Annotated in this window: 11 protein-coding genes and 1 riboswitch; of the genes, 5 read left to right on the top strand and 6 right to left on the bottom strand. The window is 69.0% G+C overall.

What is annotated here, in order from left to right:
* Window positions 1–46 precede the first annotated feature (46 nt).
* Both W7S_RS06010 and pks2 read left to right on the top strand, forming a co-directional pair.
* Window positions 47–2410, top strand: a complete 2364-nt coding sequence (locus tag W7S_RS06010) for an APC family permease (RefSeq protein ID WP_008254538.1) — start codon at window positions 47–49, stop codon at window positions 2408–2410.
* Window positions 2411–2635: 225 nt separating this feature from the next.
* Window positions 2636–9022: a type I polyketide synthase gene (gene pks2 / locus W7S_RS06015; RefSeq protein WP_008254540.1), complete on the top strand. Its 6387-nt coding sequence runs from the start codon at window positions 2636–2638 to the stop codon at window positions 9020–9022.
* Window positions 9023–9034: 12 nt separating this feature from the next.
* Here pks2 and W7S_RS06020 read toward each other — a convergent pair whose 3' ends face one another.
* Together W7S_RS06020 and W7S_RS06025 are read right to left on the bottom strand one after the other, a co-directional pair.
* The gene (locus tag W7S_RS06020) at window positions 9035–10192 is read right to left on the bottom strand and encodes a PPE family protein (protein WP_008254542.1); all 1158 of its coding nucleotides are present in this window, start codon (window positions 10190–10192) and stop codon (window positions 9035–9037) included.
* Between the two features lie 74 nt (window positions 10193–10266).
* Window positions 10267–11454, bottom strand: coding sequence for a PPE family protein (locus W7S_RS06025; protein ID WP_008254546.1), 1188 nt, complete (start codon window positions 11452–11454; stop codon window positions 10267–10269).
* A 762-nt stretch (window positions 11455–12216) separates the two neighbouring features.
* Between W7S_RS06025 and cysC the strand changes: the two genes are divergently transcribed.
* From cysC to W7S_RS06040, 3 genes are read left to right on the top strand one after another with little or no spacing between them, the layout of a single operon-like run.
* The gene (cysC, locus tag W7S_RS06030; RefSeq protein ID WP_008254549.1) at window positions 12217–12912 is read left to right on the top strand and encodes an adenylyl-sulfate kinase; all 696 of its coding nucleotides are present in this window, start codon (window positions 12217–12219) and stop codon (window positions 12910–12912) included.
* Window positions 12909–14168, top strand: a complete 1260-nt coding sequence (sat, locus tag W7S_RS06035) for a sulfate adenylyltransferase (protein ID WP_008254551.1) — start codon at window positions 12909–12911, stop codon at window positions 14166–14168. Before cysC ends, sat begins: the two co-directional genes overlap by 4 nt.
* Window positions 14165–14482: a hypothetical protein gene (locus W7S_RS06040; RefSeq protein WP_008254554.1), complete on the top strand. Its 318-nt coding sequence runs from the start codon at window positions 14165–14167 to the stop codon at window positions 14480–14482. The genes sat and W7S_RS06040 overlap by 4 nt, the downstream gene beginning before the upstream one ends.
* Window positions 14483–14507: 25 nt before the next feature.
* On the opposite strand, the gene W7S_RS06045 is transcribed toward W7S_RS06040, so the two are convergent.
* The 4 genes from W7S_RS06045 to W7S_RS06060 all read right to left on the bottom strand — a co-directional run bounded on the left by W7S_RS06045 (window position 14508) and on the right by W7S_RS06060 (window position 20687).
* Window positions 14508–15194: a GAP family protein gene (locus W7S_RS06045; RefSeq protein WP_008254555.1), complete on the bottom strand. Its 687-nt coding sequence runs from the start codon at window positions 15192–15194 to the stop codon at window positions 14508–14510.
* Between the two features lie 17 nt (window positions 15195–15211).
* Window positions 15212–16948 carry a fatty-acid--AMP ligase FAAL21/FadD21 gene (gene fadD21 / locus W7S_RS06050; RefSeq protein ID WP_008254558.1) on the bottom strand — a complete coding sequence of 579 codons (1737 nt, stop codon included), beginning with the start codon at window positions 16946–16948 and terminating at the stop codon, window positions 15212–15214.
* A gap of 94 nt (window positions 16949–17042) precedes the next feature.
* Entirely contained in the window at window positions 17043–18719 is a 1677-nt protein-coding gene (locus tag W7S_RS06055) for a PPE family protein (protein ID WP_008254559.1), read from the bottom strand.
* Between the two features lie 134 nt (window positions 18720–18853).
* Window positions 18854–19036: riboswitch (cobalamin riboswitch) on the bottom strand.
* 10 nt (window positions 19037–19046) lie between these two features.
* Window positions 19047–20687 (bottom strand): CdaR family transcriptional regulator, encoded by a 1641-nt coding sequence (locus tag W7S_RS06060; protein WP_008254561.1) that lies wholly within the window; start codon window positions 20685–20687, stop codon window positions 19047–19049.
* Between the last annotated feature and the right edge of the window lie 49 nt (window positions 20688–20736).

Here is a 20736-nt window from a genome sequence, read left to right on the forward strand (position 1 = left end):
TTCGGAGGCGTTTCACGTTCTTGAACCTCGGGTAAGGACGGTGCTTGTGAGCAGTTCGACCGGCAAGCTGCGCATCCCGCTCTCGGTCGGGGACGTCGCCAGGCGTGTGTTCCTGGGAAAGCCACTGATCACCGAGGACATCGCGTCGGAGAAGTTGTCCAATGGCGTTGCGCTGGGGGCGCTTTCGCCCGACGCGGTGTCATCGGTCGCCTACGGTCCCGAGCAGATCCTGATCGAACTGTTGCCGCAAGCCGGGTTGGCGGCGTTCCTCCTGTTGCTTCCGATCACCGGCGTCATCCTGCTCATCCTCGTGCTGGTGGCCGCCTCGTACCGGCAGGTGGTGATGGCCTACACCCGGGCCGGCGGCTCCTACATCGTGGCGCGCGACAACTTCGGCCCCCGCGTCGCTCAGATCGCCGCGGCGGCCCTGCTGATCGACTACGTGGTGACCGTCGCGGTGCAATCGGCGGCGGGGACGGTCGCGGTGGTCTCGGCAATCCCCGCGTTGGGTCCCTACAGCCTGGCGATCACGGTCGGCGTGGTGCTCATCATCTGCTACGCGAACCTGCGTGGATTGCGGGAAGCGGGAATGCCGTTCGCGGTGGCGACCTACTCGTTCATCGCCATGGTCGCGCTGACCATCCTGGTCGGAGTCGTCCGCGTAATCGGCGGGGGTTTACCGGTCTACGACCCGGCGCACACGGCAGGGGCCGTGCCGGTTCATCAGGGCAACGGCTTGGTGCTGGGCGCGACGATTCTGGTGTTGTTGCGCGCATTCGCCAACGGGGGTTCGTCGCTGACCGGCGTCGAGGCCATCTCTAACACGGTCGACTACTTCCGAAAGCCCCAGGGCCGCAACGCCCGTCGGGTGCTCACCGCGATGGCCTGCATACTGGGCTTCCTGCTCGCCGGGGTCGCCTACCTGGCCCACGTCACCCACGCCACCCCGTATTTGACCGAATATCCGTCGGTGTTGTCGCAAATCGGTCGTGCCGTCTACGGCAACGGCATGGTCGGTGACGTGTTCTACGTCCTGGTCCAGGCCTCGACGGCGGCCATCTTGTTCACCGGCGCGAACACCAGCTTCAACGGCTTCCCGGCCCTGGCCAGCTTCGTCGCCGAAGACCGTTTCCTGCCACGGCAGCTGACGAAACGCGGTCACCGCCTGGTGTTTTCGAACGGGATCATCACGCTCACGACGCTGTCGGTGGCGCTGCTGGTGGTGACCGGCGGCTCGGTCAACGCGCTGGTGCCCTTCTACGCGATCGGCGTGTTCACCGGATTCTCGATGGCCGGCTACGGCATGACCAAACACCACATGACGCATCGCGAACCGGGATGGCGGCACCGGCTGGCGATCAACCTGTCCGCGGCGATCCTGTCGACGATCGTGGTGGGCATCTTCGCGGTGGCGAAGTTCACCGAGGGCGCCTGGCTGGTGGTCGTCGTGTTTCCGCTGCTGGTGTTCGTCCTGACGCGGCTGAACCGCGAATACCGCGCCGAGGCCGCCATTCTCGAGATGTTCCGCACCGATCGCCCGGAACTGGTGAAGTACGCGCGGCACAAGGTGCTGGTGTTCGTCGACTCGGTCGACCTGGCGGTGATCGAAGCGTTGCGCTACGGCCGGGGACTGCGGGCCGACGAACTGGTTGCCGTGCACTTCATGGTCGACCCCGCCCACGCCACGCAACTGCGAAACCGTTGGGACCACTTCGGTCTCGACACTCCACTGCGGATCGTGGACTGCCCCGACCGGCGGATCAGCAGGTCGGCGCAGCTGCTGGTCGCCAAGGCGCGCGACGAGCATCCGGACACCAACGTGACGGTCCTCCTGCCGCGCCGGACATTCGCGCCGCTGCTGGGGCGGCTGTTGCACGACCGGACCGCGGACAAGGTCGCCCAGGCCGTCAGCCTCATCCCCGACGCCGCGGCGACGATCGTGCCTTATGACGTGGAATCGCGGATCAGGGAGGCCTACCCGGACTCGTTCGAACAGCGTATCGCGCAGGAGATCGACAAGATCCAGGCCTGGGTCTCTCAGGACGAGGACGAGAAGGTCGACGCCTACGAACACCCCGAACGGCCGTCGTCGGTGATCATGGTGGCCGGCCTGATCTCCGGGCAGCGCGCCACCATCGAAGGACGCGTCAGCGAGGTCGAAGACGTCGCCGAACGCGGGCGAACCCGGCGAGAGATCGTCGTCGGGGACAGCAGCGGGGAGATCACCGTGACCTTCCGCCCCGGGCGCGGGGGCGCCGACATCCAGCCCGGTCAACTGTTGCGGATCAGCGGCAAGGCCCGGCAGGCCGGCCAGCGTTCCCTGTCGATGGTCGATCCGACCTATCAGGTCATCGAGGATCCGGCGAAGGAGGCCGAGTCCGGGGCCCCCGAACAAGCCGACCAGTCTTAGCGCCGGTGTGAAACGCACTGCACAGCAAGGTATTTCGAACGTTCTGTCCCGACGCTCCCGCCCGCTGCGGCGGCCCCCTGGCGCCGCGGACGAAATTGTTTAATCCCGCTAACTGACGTGGCTCCGGTGGGTAAACTGACGCCTGCACAATTACGCCCGACCGCGTGAGAAGCGATGGTGCGCCCGATGCTCACGGGTGGTCGGATGGGAAGAGGGGACTGCGCTTTGCGTGCCGCGAACGCCACACCGGTGGCCGTCATCGGGATGGCCTGCCGACTTCCCGGCGGGATCGATTCCCCGCAGGGCCTTTGGGAAGCGTTGCTGCGCGGTGACGATTTCGTCGGCGAGATCCCCGCCGACCGGTGGGACGCGGACCGCTACTACGACCCCGAGCCCGGTGTGCCCGGCCGCTCGGTGACCCGGTGGGGGGCGTTCCTCGACGACGTCGGGGGCTTCGACTGCGACTTCTTCGGGATGACCGAGCGTGAGGCCATCGCGGTCGACCCGCAACACCGCCTGCTGCTGGAAACGTCGTGGGATGCCGTCGAGCACGCCGGCCTCGCCCCGGGGTCCCTGGCCCAGACGCAGACCGGCGTGTTCGTCGGCCTGACACACGGCGACTACGAACTCCTGTCCGCCGATTGCGGCGCCGCCGAAGGACCATACGGGTTCACCGGCACCAGCAACAGCTTCGCGTCCGGACGGGTCGCCTACGCGCTGGGGTTGCACGGTCCGGCGGTCACGGTGGACACGGCGTGCTCGTCGGGGTTGATGGCCGTCCACCAGGCATGCGGCAGCCTGGCCGGCGGCGAAAGTGACCTCGCCCTGGCCGGTGGCGTGGTGGTGACCCTGGAACCACGCAAGTCCGTTTCGGGTTCGCTGCAAGGCATGCTCTCCCCGACCGGCCGTTGCCACGCCTTCGACGTGCGGGCCGACGGCTTCGTCTCCGGCGAGGGCTGCGTCATGCTGCTACTCAAGCCGCTCGACGACGCGCAACGCGACGGCGACCGCATCCTGGCGGTGCTGCGCGGCACGGCCGCCAACCAGGACGGCCGCACCGTGAACATCGCGGCGCCCTCGGAAACGGCCCAGATCGCCGTTTACCGAAAGGCGTTGGGCGTCGCGGACATCGACCCGAGGACAATCGGCTACGTCGAGGCGCACGGCACCGGCACCCCGGTCGGCGACCCGATCGAATTCTCCAGCCTGGCAGCCGTGTACGGAACCGACGGGCCCTGTGTGCTGGGGTCGGTGAAGACCAACTTCGGCCACATGCAGTCGACGTCCGGGCCACTGGGGTTGATGAAGGCGATTCTCGCGCTGCAGCACGGCGTGGTGCCGCGGAATCTGCACTTCACCCGGCTTCCCGATGAGATGGCCGGGATCGAGACGGACCTGTTTGTGCCGCAGTCGAATACGCCGTGGCCCACCGGCTCCGCTCACCCGCGCCGCGCCGCGGTGTCGTCCTATGGAATGTCGGGCACCAACGTGCACGCCATCGTGGAGCAGGCGCCAGCCGGCGCCCCGACAGGGGCACCCGATGATCCGGACACGCCCGGATCCGTTGGGCCACAGCTGTTTGCGCTGTCGTCCACGTCGGCCGAGCAGCTGCGCGTCACGGCCGCCCGGCTCGCGAGTTGGGTCGACGAGCAGCGCAGCGCCGGTCCCGACCGCGACAGCGGCGCCGCCCTGCGGGATCTGGGCTACACGCTGTCGCGCCGCCGCGCGCACCGGCCGGTACGGACGGTGGTGTGCGCGAACACCTTTGACGAGTTGAGCGCGAGGTTACGCGCGGTCGCCGGCAACGATTTTCCGTACGAACCGGCCGTGGGCCACGACGACCGCGGGCCGGTCTGGGTGTTCTCCGGGCAGGGCTCGCAATGGCCGCGGATGGGCGTCGAACTGCTGGCCACCGAACCGGTGTTCGCCGCCACGATCGCCGCCATCGAGCCGTTGATCGCCGGCGAATCGGGGTTTTCGGTCACCCAGGCCATGACGGCGCCGCAGGCGGTGACCGGCATCGACAGGGTCCAGCCGACGATCTTCGCCATGCAGGTCGCGCTCGCCGAGACGATGAAGTCCTACGGGGTGCGCCCCGGCGCCGTCATCGGCCATTCGCTCGGCGAAGCCGCGGCGGCCGTGGTCGCCGGCGGGTTATCGCTCGACGACGGCGTCAAGGTGATCTGCCGCCGCTCGCGGCTGATGGGGCGGGTCGCCGGCAGCGGCGCCATGGCATTGGTGGAACTGCCGGGCCAGCAAGTGCTTTCGGAACTGTCCATCCGCGGAATCTCCGACGTCGTGCTCTCGGTGGTCGCCTCGCCGACGTCGACCGTCGTCGGCGGCGAGGCCCAGGCCATCCGCGACCTGGTCGCGGCATGGCAGGAGCAGGATGTGCTGGCACGCGAGGTGGCGGTGGACGTCGCCTCGCATTCACCGCAGGTGGAGCCGATCCTCGACGAGCTGGTCGAGGCGCTCGCGGACCTGCGGCCGGCGGCCCCCGAGGTCGCGTACTACTCCGCCACCCTGTGGGACCCACGCGAACGGCCGTCCTTCAGCGCCGGCTACTGGGCCGAAAACCTGAGGCACACCGTGCGATTCGCGGCCGCCGTGCAAGCCGCCCTCAAAGACGGCTTCCGCGTCTTTGGTGAGCTGTCGCCGCATCCGCTGCTCACCCACGCTGTCGAGCAGAACGCCGCCAGCCTGGACATGCCCATCGCCGCGCTCGCGGCCATGCGCAGAAGCGAGCCGGAGGCACCACCCGCTTGCGGGGGACAGCTCCCAGTTGGCTTGCGCGGTTTGGTCGCCAACGTGCACAGCGCCGGCGCGCTGGTGGACTTCTCCGTCCAATACCCCAGTGGGCGTTTGGTGGACGCACCGCTGCCGACGTGGACGCATCGCCGGCTGTTGCTGAGCCGCGAGTCGGTGGAGCGGGCGCACGGAGCCTCGCTGCGGGCCGTCCACCCGCTGCTCGGTGCGCACGTGCATCTGCGCGAGGAGCCCGAGCGCCACGTGTGGCAAGGGGAGGTCGGCACCGACGCCCACCCGTGGCTCGCCGACCACCAAATCCACGGAGTGGCAGCGTTTCCCGGCGCTGCCTACTGCGAAATGGCGCTCGCGGCCGCCGCCGCGGCGCTCGGCGAACGCGCCGAGGTGCGCGACGTCACGTTCGAGCGGACGCTGTTGCTGGCCGACCACACGTGGGCTTCTTCAACCGCCACGATCTCCGCGCCCGGGGCCCTCGACTTCACGGTGGACACGCACGAAGAAGGCGAACGCCTCCGCCGCGCCACCGCCGTCCTGCGCGTCGCCGCCGACGATGCGGGACCCGAGCCGCCCCCACACGACCTGGACACGCTGATCGCCAATCACCCGACCCGCATGGAGGGCGCCGAGTTGCGGAAGGCCTTCGACGCCATCGGCATTCAGTACGGGCCCGCGTTCTCGGGTCTGTCCGCGGTGCTGGTCGGCGACGCGGACACCACGACGGTGCTCGCGGAAGTCGCGCTGCCGGGGGCGATCCGCTCGCAGCAGTCGGCCTACTGCTCGCACCCGGCGCTGCTCGACGCCTGCTTCCAGTCCGTGGTCGTCGCACCGGAGGTGCAACAGGCCGGCGACGGCGCTCTGCTGTTGCCGGTGGGGGTGCGCCGGCTGCGCAACCACCACTCGACGCGCAACGCGCAATACTGCCTCACCCGGGTCACCTCCTCGCGCCCCGGCGAGTGCGAGGCCGACATCGACGTGCTGGACCAATCCGGGACGGTGCTGCTGACCGTCGAGGGGCTACGGCTGGCCGGCGGCACGTCGGAACGCGAACACGCCCACCGGCTGCTCAACGAGCGGTTGTTGACCATCGAATGGGAGCCCCGCGAACTGCCCGAGCCGGCGCACAGCGAGCGCGGATCCTGGCTGCTGCTCAGCACGTCCGACGCCGCCGAAGGCCACGACCGCCTGGCCGCACAACTCGCCGAAGCCCTGAATACCGATGGGGCGCAATGCGCGACGGCACCCGTCGGATCGGTGGACACCGCACAGTTGCGTTCGCTGCTGACCGGTGGCGGCCGGACCGCCCCCGACGGCCACGGGCCCCTCAAGGGGCTGGCCGGCGTCGTCGTGGTGACCGCGGCCCCCGGCGACCACCCGGACGACCCCCAGGGCCGCCGGCGCGGCCGCGACTACGTGTCGCACCTGGTGACCATCGCCCGCGAACTCTCGGATCTTCCCGGGGAATCGCCGCGGTTGTTCGTGGTGACCCGTAACGCGGCGAGCGTCACAGCCGGCGACGCGCCGAACCTGGCGCAGGGCGGCCTGCGCGGACTGATGCGGGTGATCGATTCGGAGCACCCGCATCTGAGCGCCACCCAGATCGACGTCGACGACGCCACCGGCCCGGAAAAGCTTGTGCTGCAACTGAAGAGCGGCTCCGAAGAGGACGAGACCGCCTGGCGCGACGGTCACTGGTACACCGCCCGGCTGCGGCCCGGTCCGCTGCGTGCGGCCGAACGGCGCACCACCGTCGTCGACCACGAGCGTGACGGCATGCGGCTAGAGATCCGCACCCCCGGCGACCTGGAATCGCTGGAATTCACCGCGTTCGACCGGGTTCCGCCCGGACCCGGCGAGATCGAGGTGGCGGTCACCTCGTCGACCATCAACTTCGCCGACGTGCTCGTGGCGTTCGGGCGCTATCCGACGTTCGAGGGCTACCGGCAGCAATTAGGCGGCGACTTCGCCGGCGTGGTCACCGCCGTCGGGCCGGGCGTCACCGAGCACGAGGTCGGCGACCGCGTCGGCGGGGTGTCCCGGCACGGCTGCTGGGGCACCTTCGTCATCGCCGACGCGCGGCACGCGGTGACACTGCCCGCCGGGGTGCCGCTGGAAGACGCCGCCGCGGTGGCGACCGCGTCGGCGACCGCGTGGTACGGCCTGCACGACCTGGCCCGGATCGCCCCGACGGACAAGGTGCTGATCCACTCCGGCACCGGCGGCGTCGGGCAGGCGGCCATCGCGATCGCCCGGGCCGTCGGTTGTGAGATCTTCGCGACCGCGGGCAGCCCGCAGCGGCGAGAACTGTTGCGCACCATGGGCATCGAACACGTCTACGACTCGCGCAGCACGGAATTCGCCGACCAGATTCGCCGCGACACCGACGGATACGGGGTCGACGTGGTGCTCAATTCGCTGCCCGGCGCCGCGCAGCGGGCGGGCATCGAACTGCTGGCCTTGGGTGGCCGCTTCATCGAACTGGGCAAGCGCGACATCTACGGCGACAGCCGTCTGGGGCTGTTCCCGTTCCGCCGCAACCTCTCGCTGTTCGCCGTCGACCTGGCGCTGCTGACCGTCAGCCACCCGCACACCGTTCGGCGCCTGCTGACCACGGTGTACCAGCGCACCGCGGCCGGCGAATTGCCGTTGCCGCGCTGCACCCGCTATCCGATCCACGACACCGCCGCCGCGGTGCGCCTGGTCGCCTCCGCCGGGCACACCGGCAAGGTGGTGCTCGACGTGCCGCGCGCGGGCACCAGCGTGGCGACGGTGCCCCCGGAAAGGGTCCGGCCGTTCCGCACCGACGGCGCCTACATCATCACGGGCGGGATCGGTGGCCTGGGCCTGTTCCTGGCCGGGGAGATGGCTTCGCGCGGCGGCGCAGCGGGCTGCGGCCGGATCGTGCTCAACTCCCGCTCCCAACCCAACGAGCAAGCGCGCCAAGCCATCGAGCGCCTCCGCGCCGCCGGGGCGGATATCGCGGTGGAGTGCGGTGACATCGCCGAGCCGCGGACCGCCGAACGGCTGGTGGCGTGCGCGACGGCCACCGGGCTACCGGTGCGCGGGCTGCTGCACGCGGCGGCCGTCGTCGAGGACGCCACGCTGACGAACGTCACCGATGAGCTCATCGACCGGTGCTGGGCGCCAAAGGTGCACGGCGCGTGGAACCTTCATCAAGCGACCGCGGGCGAACCGCTGGATTGGTTCTGTTCCTTCTCGTCGGCCGCCGCGCTGGTGGGTTCGCCGGGGCAGGGCGCCTACGCCGCGGCCAACAGCTGGCTGGACGCGTTCGCCTATTGGCGCCGCGCTCAGGGCCTGCCGAGCACCGCGATCGCGTGGGGGGCATGGTCAGAGGTCGGCCGCGCGACGTCCCTCGCCGACGGCGCCGGGATGGCGATCAAGCCGGCCGAGGGCTTTCGCGCATTCGAGACGCTGCTGCGCTACGACCGCCCCTACTCGGGCTACGCGCCGATCATGGGCACGCCGTGGCTGACCTCCTTCGCGCAACGAAGCCGCTTCGCCGAGGCGTTCGGGTCGGTGGGGCAGGGCAATCCGGACACGGGCAAGTTCCTCGCCGAGCTGCAGGCGTTGCCGCGCGAGGAATGGCCGTCCGCGATCCGGCGGCTGGTATCCGGCCAAATCAGCCTCTTGCTGCGGCGCACAATCGATCCGGATCGCCCGCTATCCGACTACGGCCTGGATTCGCTGGGAAATCTCGAGCTGCGGACCCGCATCGAAACCGAGACGGGCGTGCGCATCAGCCCCACCAAGATCACCACCGTCCGCGGTTTGGCGGACCACCTGTGCGAGGAGCTGGCGGGTCTGGAAGCGGCGCCGTCGGCGTCCTGACTCGCGGTGTCGCTACCCGCCGTACGCCGGGCGCGGCATCTTGAAGATGCGACGTCCGTTGCGCAACACCGGGACACCGGCCTGCCCCGCGGTGCGTGTCGCGGGCAGGGGTCCCGGGACGTTGGAAGGGTTCGCCGCGGACGCCGACGCTGCTCGAAACATGGTGTCCGGCAACGGTTTGAGTCCGATACCGGCGGTGGGCGGGGGATTCACGACCGTCCAGGTCTGCGGGACGGATAGCTTGCCCACCAGTGCCGCCCGGCCCAGGCCACCCAGCACGGGACCGCGGACGCCCGCGATTTGCGGCACCGCGGGCGCGGGGATGTCCGGCACGATGGGCACCCCGCCCTCGGCGGCCTTGGCGGCCTGGATATCGGAAAGGTCTAGCCCGTAACCCAATTGCCCCCATCCCAGCAGTGTGCGGGCCCCGGCCAGAAACGTCTGTCCCGGTGTGGTGATGAGTGTGTTGAAGTCGTCGACCGAACCGATAAGGGACAGACCGGATCCGGCCGCGGGCGCCTCGCCAAGGCCGGCCGAGGAAGCGTTCGTGACCACGCCCGACGCCAGCGCCGCGCGGGCCTGACCCGCGGCCGTGCCCGCGGCTTCGTTGACCGCGGCGGCCTGGGCCGATTGGCCGTGCGCATTTGTGGTGCGGGGCGGCTCGGTGAACGGCGTGAAAGCGGTGGCTGCCGACGACGTTGCGGCGTAGCCGTACATGGCGGTGGCATCCTGCGCCCACATCTCGGCGTAGGCGGTCTCGGTGGCCGCGATCGCCGCGGCATTCTGTCCGAAGAAGTTGGTCGCGATCAGGGTGAGGAGCGCAAATCGGTTGGCGGCCACCACATGTGGCGGCACCGTTGCGGCGAAGGCCGCCTCATAGGCGGCGGCGGCTGCGCGTGCCTGCGCGGCGGTCTGGCCGGCCTGGGCCGCCGTGGTGGACGCCCACGCCACATACGGTTCGACCGCGGCGGCCATTGCCGTGGCAGCATCGCCGGACCACGCGCGTCCACGCAGTTCCGAAAGCGTGGCGGAGTAGCCGGCGGCGTGGGACTCCAGTTGCGCCGCCAGCGCGTCCCACGCCGAGGCGGCGGCCGACATCGGGGCCGAGCCCGGTCCGGCATACATTCTGGCCGAATTGATCTCGGGCGGCAGCGCCCCGAAATCAAGCATCGGCGATCCTTTCTGAACGAGCGCACACACGGTCGCTGCGGGTGGTGCCCGCACTGAAGGGTGGGAGTGGGTGGCTATCCGCCCGCGGAAGGACGCGGCATCTTGAATTGGCGTGGGGCCACCCGTAAGACGTTGTTGACCGAGGGCCGCGACAGCAGCGCCGAGGAGGCGCCCGCGCCCGCCGCCGGAGCCCCGCCCCACATGTTGGTCGCCGGCCCTTCGTGCCATGACGGCCCACCGTCGAGCTCGGCATCCGACAGCCAATGCGACTCGGCGACGGTGGCGATCGTCGGGTTCGTCGCCGCCCAGCTCTGCGGGACCGACAGCCGGCCCACCGCGCTCGCGCTGCCCGTGCTCGCGAGGGTCGGCCCGGCGACGCCCGCCGTGCCGGTCGAGACGCTCGCCGCCGCGGCGGGGGCGACGGCGGCTTTGGCGGCTTCGCTCGCCGCCTGCAGGTTGGCGCGGAAGGCCCCGGTGCCGAAGGTGCCCGCCGACGTGACGGTGCGGCTCATGGCGTCGCCGAGGTTCACCGGCGCCGTCAGCGTGTTGAAATCGTCGACGGCGTCGAGCGCGGAGCCGGTCGAAGTGCCGCCAGAAGGTGGCGTTTCGGAGAGGTTTTGCAACTTCTGCGGCACGGTCGACATCGTCCGGGACAACGCGGCATGAGATTGCGACGCGGCCGAGCCGTTCGTGGCCTGGGCGACCGCTGCGGCTTGCCCGGGCTGGCCGTCGGCGTTGGTGGTCCGCGGGGGCTCGTGGAACTGCGTCAGCGTCGTCGCGCCCGACGACGAGGCGGCGTAGCCGTACATGGCGGCGGCATCCTGGGCCCACATCTGTTCGTAGGCGCCCTCGGTCGCCCCGATCATCGCGGTGTTCTGTCCCAGGAGGTTGCTCGCGACCAGTTGCGCCAGGAGGGTGCGGTTGGCCGTGACCAGCGCGGGCGGCACCGTCGCGCCGAAGGCCGCCTCGTAGGCGGCCGCCGCGGCCCGCGCCTGGCTGGCCGCCTGTTCGGCCTGGGCCCCCGCGGCCGCCAGCCATGCCACGTACGGGGCCGCCGCGGTGGCCATCGCGGCCGCGGCGCTGCCGGTCCAGCTCTCACCTTCCAGCTGGGCGATCACCGCGGAGTACCCGCGCGACGCGGTCTCCAGCCCGTTGGCCAGCACGTCCCAGGCGGCCGCCGCGGCGACCATCGGCGCCGAGCCGGGGCCGGCATACATTCTGGTCGAGTTGATTTCTGGTGGCAGGGCCCCGAAATCGAGCATTGGTACTTCCTCTTCGTCGGTCGGCCCCGGGAGCATTCCGCCACCAGGCGGCAGAGCCGACTGGCGGTGAACCCGGGACCGTCGCTAGCTCTCGCGGGCGACGACGGCCTCGTGCGTTGCGGCCCAGGCGCGTCGACGAGCAGGCAATGGCAAGCGAGTCAAGGGACTTGATCATCGGAATGTTAAATGAAATTTACTTGGTGTTTACGGCCGCCTCGGCGTCGCCTCGTCTGCTGCAAATTTGCCGGCGACGTTGCGGCATGTTCGCCGGATTGTCGACGATCGAGGCTCACGCGCGGTTATGACGGGCTTGCGCGTCTGGCGTCCTGGCCCTTTGGCGCCCGGGGCGGCGTGAAAGCAAATTTTTCTCTGCTTGAGTAAAACCCAACGACCCGCATTCGACGGCCAGAAGCGGTTGACGCACAAGCGATCGACAGCCGGGGTCACCAGCGGGCCGAGTGTCGACGCGCTCGTCAGTTAATTGCGTCCCGGGCCGGCGTTGTAGCAAACACGGGTCACCTCCCGGCGTCACGGCGAAGACCGCGCCGGCCGGCGTCGCTCGAACCCTGGGGATTTCGTTTGCTGGCCGAACCCCGTGCGGGGACCGCGGGGGCGCGATCCCCGCCGCCAAAAACTCCGTAAGTTGACCATCTTTACTTGTAGGCTGGTTCTGATCGGGTTTGGTTGATAAGCAATATGGTGAAGGTGTGTGGCGGCGGCGCCGTAGCTGCGCATCGACTTCGTTGCGAACAGGATCGAGAAATGCCGAACAACATCACCTGGCACGAACACAAGATCAGCCGCGGCGAGCGCGAGGAACTCAACGGCCACCAGGGTTGCGTCATCTGGTTCACCGGGCTGAGCGGCAGCGGCAAGAGCACGGTCGCCAACATCGTCGAACAAAAGCTCTACGAGCGGGGCATCCGGAGCTATCTCCTGGACGGCGACAACGTCCGCTACGGGCTCAACGCCGGTCCGGAGCTGCTCGAGGAACGCCATGGGCCCGAGTTCGCCAAGCGGTTCGGGCTGGGATTTACCGCCGAGGACCGTGAGGAGAACATCCGCCGCATCGGCGCGGTCGCGAAGCTGTTCTGCGAGGCCGGCGTCATCGCTTTGACGGCCTTCATCAGCCCTTACGTGCGTGATCGGGACGCGATCCGGGCCACGCTGGGTGACGGCGATTTCCAGGAGATCTTCATCGACACCCCGATCGAGGTGTGCGAGCAGCGCGATCCCAAGGGTCTCTACAAGAAGGCCCGGGCCGGTGAAATCAAGGGATTCACCGGGATCGACGACCCCTACGAAGCCCCGGCGCGCCCGGAGCTGCGCCTCGAGGGCGGAACGAAGGACGCGGACACGCTGGCCGACGAGGTGATCGCCCACCTCGAGAGGGCGGGCATCATCCGGGCCTTGCACCGAGTTCACGACGACCTGGAGAGCAGCGAGGTCACGGCATGAGCTACACGGGTCACAACGGGAAGCCGATCGTGGAGCGGGTGGCCACGGACGACGCGAGCGGCCGGATCGAGGGGTTGGCGCGCGTGCCGATCTCGAAGGCCACCGCGCACGAAGTCATCAGCCTTTCCTACGGTTTCTTCACCCCACTGACCGGCTTCATGGGCCGCCAAGAGGTCGACGGGACCCTGGACAACTTCGCGCTGCCGGACGGAACGTTGTGGAGCATTCCGATCGTCTTCGACATGTCCGCCGACGACATCGCGGAATTCGATATCAAGGAAGGCGCCAGCGTCGTTCTCGACTATCTCGGGGCCCCCATGGCCGTCTTCGACGTCACCGAGATCTACGAATACGACCTCGAGCGCATGGCCGAAAAAACCTACGGCACAACCGATCCCCGACACCCCGGGGTGAAGAAGACCATGGGCTACGAAAACCGGTTCATCGGCGGGGATGTCACGCTGATCAACGAACCCGTTTTCAACGAGCCCTTCGCAGGCTTCTGGCTCACCCCCAAGCAGCACCAGGACGCGTTGGCCGAGCGGCATTGGCAGCGGGTGGTCGCCCACCAGACCAGGAACGTTCCGCACACCGGGCACGAGGCGTTGATGAAACAGGCGTGGCTGGCCGCGAACGAGGATCAGCCCGTCGACAATCTGAACACCGGCGTGCTGGTGAACGCGATCATCGGCCAGAAGCGGGTGGGCGATTACATCGACGAGGCAATACTGTTGGCGCAGAACGCCCTACGCACCAGCGGATATTTTCGCGAGAACGTGCACATGGTGTCCTTCACCCTCTGGGACATGCGGTATGCGGGGCCACGCGAGGCGATATTCCACGCGATCCTGCGGACGAACCTGGGCTGCACGCATCACATGTTCGGGCGAGACCACGCGGGTGTGGGCGATTTCTACCACCCGTACGATTCCCAGAACATCCTCAAGCAGTACCGCGACCAGCTGGGCATCAAGCCGGTGTTCCTGCGGGAGAACTGGTATTGCCCGGTGTGCCTGGAGGTCACCAACTCCGCCCTGTGCGGCCATGATTCACAAGCGCAAAGCTTCAGCGGCAGCCTGATCCGAAGCATCCTGACCGACGAAGTCAAGCCGACGCAGAAGGTGATGCGCCACGAGGTGTTCGAGGTCGTGATGGAGTGCGCCGCAAAGCACGGTCAGGGTTCGCCGTTCGTCACCGAGGAGTACTTGCGGGACAGGCTGCCGGTCTTCACGCTCAACCAATTGGAGGGTTCGTGAGCAGCGACGACAAACACTTCAAGGTCAACGTCTGGATCAACGAGGAGCGGCTGGAGGCGCTGGCGAACGCCGGGATGGCCGACCTGGCCAACGAGGCTTTCGCAGGCATGAAGCTGCTGGAGATATACACCACCGAAGAGCAGAAAAATATTGTCCTGCAACGCTATCCGGGATCCAAGTACGATTCCGCCACCACCCGCTCCATTGAGCTGCTGCCCAAGCAGGCCAAGGACAGGCTGTTGGAGCTGTCGATCGCGATGCATTCCACCGGTCCGGATGTGATGGGCCGCTTCCTCGAGGAAACGAAGCCCTGAGCCGACGGTAGTGCCGCCGCCGCTGTCAGAGATCGGCCAAGCCCGCCGCCAGCAGGACGAGCCCGACCGCGACGAGCAGCGCGGCGACCTCGATGCGACGCCGCGACCGTATCCAGTCCTGCAGCGCGGTCATCGCCGCGCGCGTCGCCGTCGGCGCCAACAGGTAAGCGACCAATGGAATCTCGACAAGTGAGAACGCGATGACGTTGAACATCAGCAGCGCACCCAATTGCGTCATGACCGGCGCTCCGGACGCCAGGATGACCGCCAGGGCGGCCAGGTAATCCACCGACGGCAGCGCGATGCCGAGGCCCGCGGCGGCGGCGACCCACAGGGAACGTCCGTCGAGCAGTCGTCGGAGCCGAGTCGTCAGCCAGGCGGGCCCGGCGCGGTCGCGGTCGGGAGGAACGCCCCGGGATCCCCGCCGCCGGTCCGCGACGATCTTCACCGCCAGTCCCGCGGCGGCCGCCAATGCCAGTGCGCCGATGAGGATCTGCACGCGGGGCAAGGTGAAGTATGTCGAGCGCAGCAGTACGCGCCGGAGGACGAACAAGACGGTCGCACCCACCGTCAACCCCATCGCGAACCCGCCGGCCACAAATGCGAGCAATTGCAGCAGCGGCTTGGGGCGATTGAGCATCAGCACCGTCATGCCGATCCGGAACGGCTCCAGGCTCACGGCAAGGGCCATCACACCGATGGTGAACAACATCGCAGATACCGGACCGGTCAGGCGTCCAGCCGGGTGAACTGTTGCCGTCGGTACCGCTCGACGCACGCGGCCCGCCGGATCTTGCCGCTCGTCGTGGTGGGAATCGATCCGGGCGCCACCAGCACCAGGTCGGCCACGTTGAGCCCGTGCGAGTCCGAAATCGCCGCGGTCACATCGTTCTTGAGGGCGTCGAGGCCGCGCTGCCCGCGCTCGCCGGACTCGCCGCGGTTCTTCAGTTCGATGATGGTCACCAATTTCTCGGTCTCGTCCACCGGCACCGCGATCGCCGCGACGCGGCCGCCGGTGATCGCCTGCACGGTCGACTCGATGTCCTCCGGATAGTGGTTGCGCCCGTAGACGATCAGCAAATCCTTCATCCTGCCCACGATGAACAACTCGCCGTCGCAGAGAAAGCCGAGATCACCGGTGCGCAGCCACGGGCCCTCGGGGGTGCCCGGCGACGGGTCGGCCAGGACGGCGCCGAAGGTGCGCTGCGTTTCCTCCGGCTTTTGCCAATAGCCGTCGGCCACGTTGTCGCCGTGGACCCAGATTTCGCCGACCGTTCCGTGCGGGCACAGCGTGCCGGTGTCGGGGTCCACGATTCGTACCGTCGGTGATTGTGGCACGCCGTAGCTCAGCAGCGGCGAGCCGGTCCGTGTGGAGGACGGCTGGGCGTTGCCCTGCGCCAGCTTCTCCGGGTCGAAGTGAACGACTTTCGGGGCGCCGGCCTGCGCACGGCTGGCCACGTAGACGGTCGCCTCCGCCAGGCCGTAGGAGGGTTGCATCATGTCTTCGCGAAAGTTGTACGGGGCGAACCGTTTACAGAACCGGTCGAGCGTGGCGGGATGAATTCGTTCGGCGCCGCTGACGATGCTGATGATGTTGCCCAGGTCGAGCCCGGCCAGGTCCGCGTCCGTCGACTTGCGCGCCGCGAGTTCGAAGGCGAAGTTCGGTGCGGCCGAGAAGACCGGAACGGCCTGGGCCATCGCCTGGATCCACCGTGCGGGCCGCTGCAGGAACGCGACCGGGCTCGTCAGCACACCGGGGTAACCGCCGAGGATCGGAGCGATGACGCCTTGCATCAGGCCCATGTCGTGGTAGAAGGGCAGCCACGACACGCACACGCTGTCGCGGGGGGCCACGCCGTTGAAATCCGGGAAGTAGGCGGCCATCAGCTGCTGGAAATTCACGTGCAGGTTCCGGTGCGAGACCATGACTCCGGCCGGAAGGCGGGTGGAGCCCGACGTGTACTGCAGGTACGCGATGCTCGGGGCGTCGCTGACGCGGATGCCCGGCGGATTCGGATCGTCGAGGCTCAGGGAGTCGACCTCGATGACGGCCGGGGTCGCACCGTGCGGCCGCTGCAGATATTCGTCCACGGCCGCGGCGGCCGTGGAGGTGGTGAGAACGACGGCCGGCCCGGTGTCGGCCAGGACGGCACTGACCCGCTCGTCGTGCGTGCCCGGCTGCGGAACCATCAGCGGTACCGCGATCAGCCCGGCCTGTATCGCGCCGAGGAACGCCACGATGTAGGGGAGGCCTTGGGGGGCAAGGATCACGGCCCGCTCCCCGCTGCTGGCGGTCCGCGTGACCTCGTGCGCAACGTGCAGGGTCCGCCGATACAGCTGCGCCCACGTCAGCGATTCGGTGACGCCCGCCCAGTCCTGCTCGTAATCGGTATAGAGAAAGGCTAACTCGTCGGGCTGCAGACCGGCGCGTTCCCGCAACAGGGAGACGACGGACGTATGTTGCATGCGGGCCAGGTTACCGCCTCGGCCCTTTCGCGTATGACGGTCGTGCGAGGCCCGGGCCGCGAGAAACCGTGGCGGGCCAAACGGCCTATGCGCCTTACGTTTTCGAACCCGTCGCGCCAGTGTCCCAGGTTCCCGGCATCATCGGCGTGCGGGGGCCGTCGTCGAACTCGTCGACGACGAGTGCGCTCAATCCCGCCGGCGCGGCGGCGGTCTTCGTGGGGACGGTTCCGGCGAACCCCATCGTCGGCGCGGGCCGGTCCGAGGCCGTCGTCGCCGGCTCGGGCTCGAGATCCATGTATTCGTAGCCCCGGCCGAGCTGGGAGACCTTGACCCGTTGCCGGCGCTTCTTCGTCGCGTCTTCCTCCGGCAGGGCCACGGCTTCGGCCTCGGCGGCGTCGGCCGCCGCCGCCCTTCGGGCGCGGGCGCTGGTGCTCGCGGCCCGGCGCGCGTCCGCGGCCAGGCCACCGACCATGTAGCCCAGGCCTTGCATCGCCGCGACCGGCGGTCCCGCCGGTGTGGGCGGCGGGGCGCCGGGCGCGGGCGACGCGGGAGCCGCGGCGGGTGTGGAGGCCGGCGTGGGCGCCGGAGATGGCGCCGGGGTCGGCGTGGGCGGCGGGGTGGGTGCCAGTGCCACGGGGACGAGTGCCGGGGCCGGGATGATCGGCACGATCGGGATGGCGTGCAGCCCGGCCAGGCCCGTCAGGCCCGCCAAGCCTCCGATCAGGGTGGGGACGACCAGCGGGACCACGGCGACGGTCAGCAGCGGCACGATGAGCGGAATCAGCACGATCATCTGCTCGAGCAACGTCTTGATCAGCGCGATGGTGTCGGTGATGACCGTGCCGATCACTTCGATGGTGGTGAACAGGATGGTCCACGCGATCGTCGCGGGGTTGCCCGAGGCGAATGCCGCCGCCAGGTCCGCCGCGACGAAGCTGAACATCTGCCCGAGATAGGCGAAGTACGAACCGAAGTCCATCGGGTAGCCCAGCGCGAACGCGATGTTGAACGGGTTCAAAAAGCTCAACGGGTTGCCCAGTGAAGGCAGCCACGGGTCGAAACCGGAGAACATGGACTGGAAGAACGGATTGTTCATCAGCTGGTCGATCAACGGCTGGATGAACCGGTTGTAGAAGTCGACGAACCCGGTCTTCTCCAGCCAGTCCATCCACTGGTCCTGCGTGTCGGGGGGATACGACGACGACTGCTCCGCCGTGGCGGCCGGCGCGGTGGCCTTCATGACCTCGGGAGCCGGCTCGGCCGGCGGCGCGGTGGCCACCGCGGCGGTCGCCACGCCCTCGTACGTGCTCATCACCGTGGCCGCCTGAACCCACATCCGCGCGTAGTCGGCTTCGTTCACCGCGATCGGAATCGTGTTGATGCCAAAGAAATTCGTCGCCGTCAAGACGGCGTGGGCGGCGTGATTGGCGGCCAGCTCGGGCATCGTCGGCATGGCCGCGAGGGCCACGGTGTAGGCGGTGGCGGCGAGGTCCTGCTGGGCGGCCATGGTCGCGCTGTCGGCGCTGGCCTGCGCCAGCCAGGCGAGATACGGCGCGTGCGCGGCCGCGTACTCCGCGGCGCTCGGACCGTCCCAGCTGCCGGCCTGCACGGCGTCCAGCAGCGCGGTCAGCTCGTTGGCCGTTTCGGCATATTCCACGCTCAGCGAGCTCCAGGTCGCCGCGGACGCCAGCAGCGGGCCCGGCCCCGGTCCGCTGCTGAGCAGCGTCGAATGCACCTCGGGAGGGGAGGCCATCCAGATCGGGGCGGTCATCGCTCGCCGCCGCGCGGATCGGTGTGACGGGAGTGGGCGCGGCGGCACCGCGCCGCTGTGACGGCGGCATTGAAGGCCACCCATGCCGGACGAAACATGGACGTTGACAGCTCTCTCGGGGTACACCCGCCCCGGGTCGCAGTACGCGATGACGCGAGTGTCCTGGCTCTCGGATCGCCGCTCGCCTCGCCTTCCAGCTTTTCAGCCGTGGCCGTTGAGGTTCGCTCCCCGATGACAGTGGCGGGACCGCGCCGGATTCGCACCGGCTTCCTGCGTCGTCATCACCTTACGGGGTGACATTCTTGCATCCCCTCCGAGCAAATGTCGTCAAATCGTCCCAAGGCGGTCGGCGCGGACCGGCGTGCCCGTGTGTCGGCGCCGTTCCAGGATCCGCAGTCCCAGCGAGAACAGCAGCCGGACCTCGGGGTCGGCCAGCGAGGTCGACAGCAGCTTCTCGATTCGCCGCACGCGGTAGCGAACCGTATTCGGATGCACCCGCAATGCCTGTGCGGCCGCGGCGATGTCGCCGAAGGCGTCCAGGTAGGTCCGCAGCGTTTCCGCGAGCACCGGATCGTCTTCGCCCAGCTGCACGATCCGCGGATCGATCAGGCGCTCGTCGCTGCCGACCAGGGTCACGATCTCGTCGACCAGGACGGTGGTGCGCGCTTCGGCCAGCGAAGTCACCTGCCCGAACGAAATGGGATGGCGCTCAGCGCTGTCCAGCACGCGATCCACCTCGACGCGCGCCGCGGCGGCCCCGGCCAGGCCCGCGACCGGAGCCGCGATGGCCGCCCGCAGCTGCACCCCGAGCTCGGCGCGCATGGCGCCGATGGTGCCCCGCACCCAGGAGATGACCGACCGATGCTGCGTCTGGGTCCGGGCCACGGGAAGCAGCACGTACGTTCGTGAACCGTTCGAGGCCACCTGGGCGTCGCGGCGGAATGCGCTGGCGCTCAGCGCAATTATGTCGGCGAGCCGCGCCTGGCCGGCCGAAGCGTCGGCGGCGTCCCACCCGATCAGGGCTGCGGTGGTGTCGGCGGCCAGTCCGAGTTCGCCGGCGATGATCGCGGCGTCGACGGGTTCGTCGGCCAGGCCCAGCAATTGCTGGACCCGCCGGGCGTGGGTGGAGGGCCGGGCCGCCAGCCGCCACATGATGCGGGCGGCCAGCACGGCGGCGCCGCGCAACATCTCCTCGGCGTCGTCGGCCAGCGGTTGTGAGCCCTGCTGCACCCAGATGGTTCCGGCGAATTCGCGCGGGCGCCGCGCGTCGGTCGCGGGCTGGTGGATCCCGAGGGCCAGCCGCGGGCGCAGGCCCAGCTCGGGCCGCTCGTCGACGCGCACCACCTCGGTGCCCGATCGCAGGGCATCGAAGATGCCCCATTGGCCGATCCACTCCAGATGTTCGGGCGGGCCGGCCCTGCCCAGGATGGAAAGGCGCCGCAACTCGTCGGCTTCGTCGTTGGACGCCGAGTAGGCCAAGACATGGGATTGCGCGTCCTCGATGCTGACCATGCCGTGGATGCGGTCGGCGAGCGACTGCGCCAGCCCGAACAAGTCGGTGCCCGAGTCGTCCATCGCGTCGGCGCGGTCGCCGTGATGCTCGAGGACGTGATTGACCAATTGGTAGAGGCGTTCCCACCGGGCGCGCGGCTCGACGGCCACCACCGCCGCGCCCGCCGCGACGGCCGTGCTCACCAGCGCGGGGGAGGGCTCTTTGACGAAGATGGCCACCGGCACGCGCGCGCGCGACTGCCTGCCCATCCATCGCATCGCCTCGTCGTCGGCGACCCCCAACAGGAAGAAGACGTCGGCGGCGCCCGCCGCGGCCGCGAGACCCAGGCGCACGTCGTCGGAGTCGATCAGCGCGGCCGAACCCACCGGCAGGTCCAGGCCACGGGGGGCATCGGCGAGGCTGACCAGGGTCGCGTCCAGCGCGAGCAACAGCTGACCCAGCCCCACACCGGCCATGTTGTCCGATTCTACTATGAATCCAGTCGTGTATTGTTCGATCAGCTAA

Origin of the sequence: Mycobacterium sp. MOTT36Y, assembly GCF_000262165.1 — a bacterium.
Classification (GTDB): domain Bacteria; phylum Actinomycetota; class Actinomycetes; order Mycobacteriales; family Mycobacteriaceae; genus Mycobacterium; species Mycobacterium intracellulare.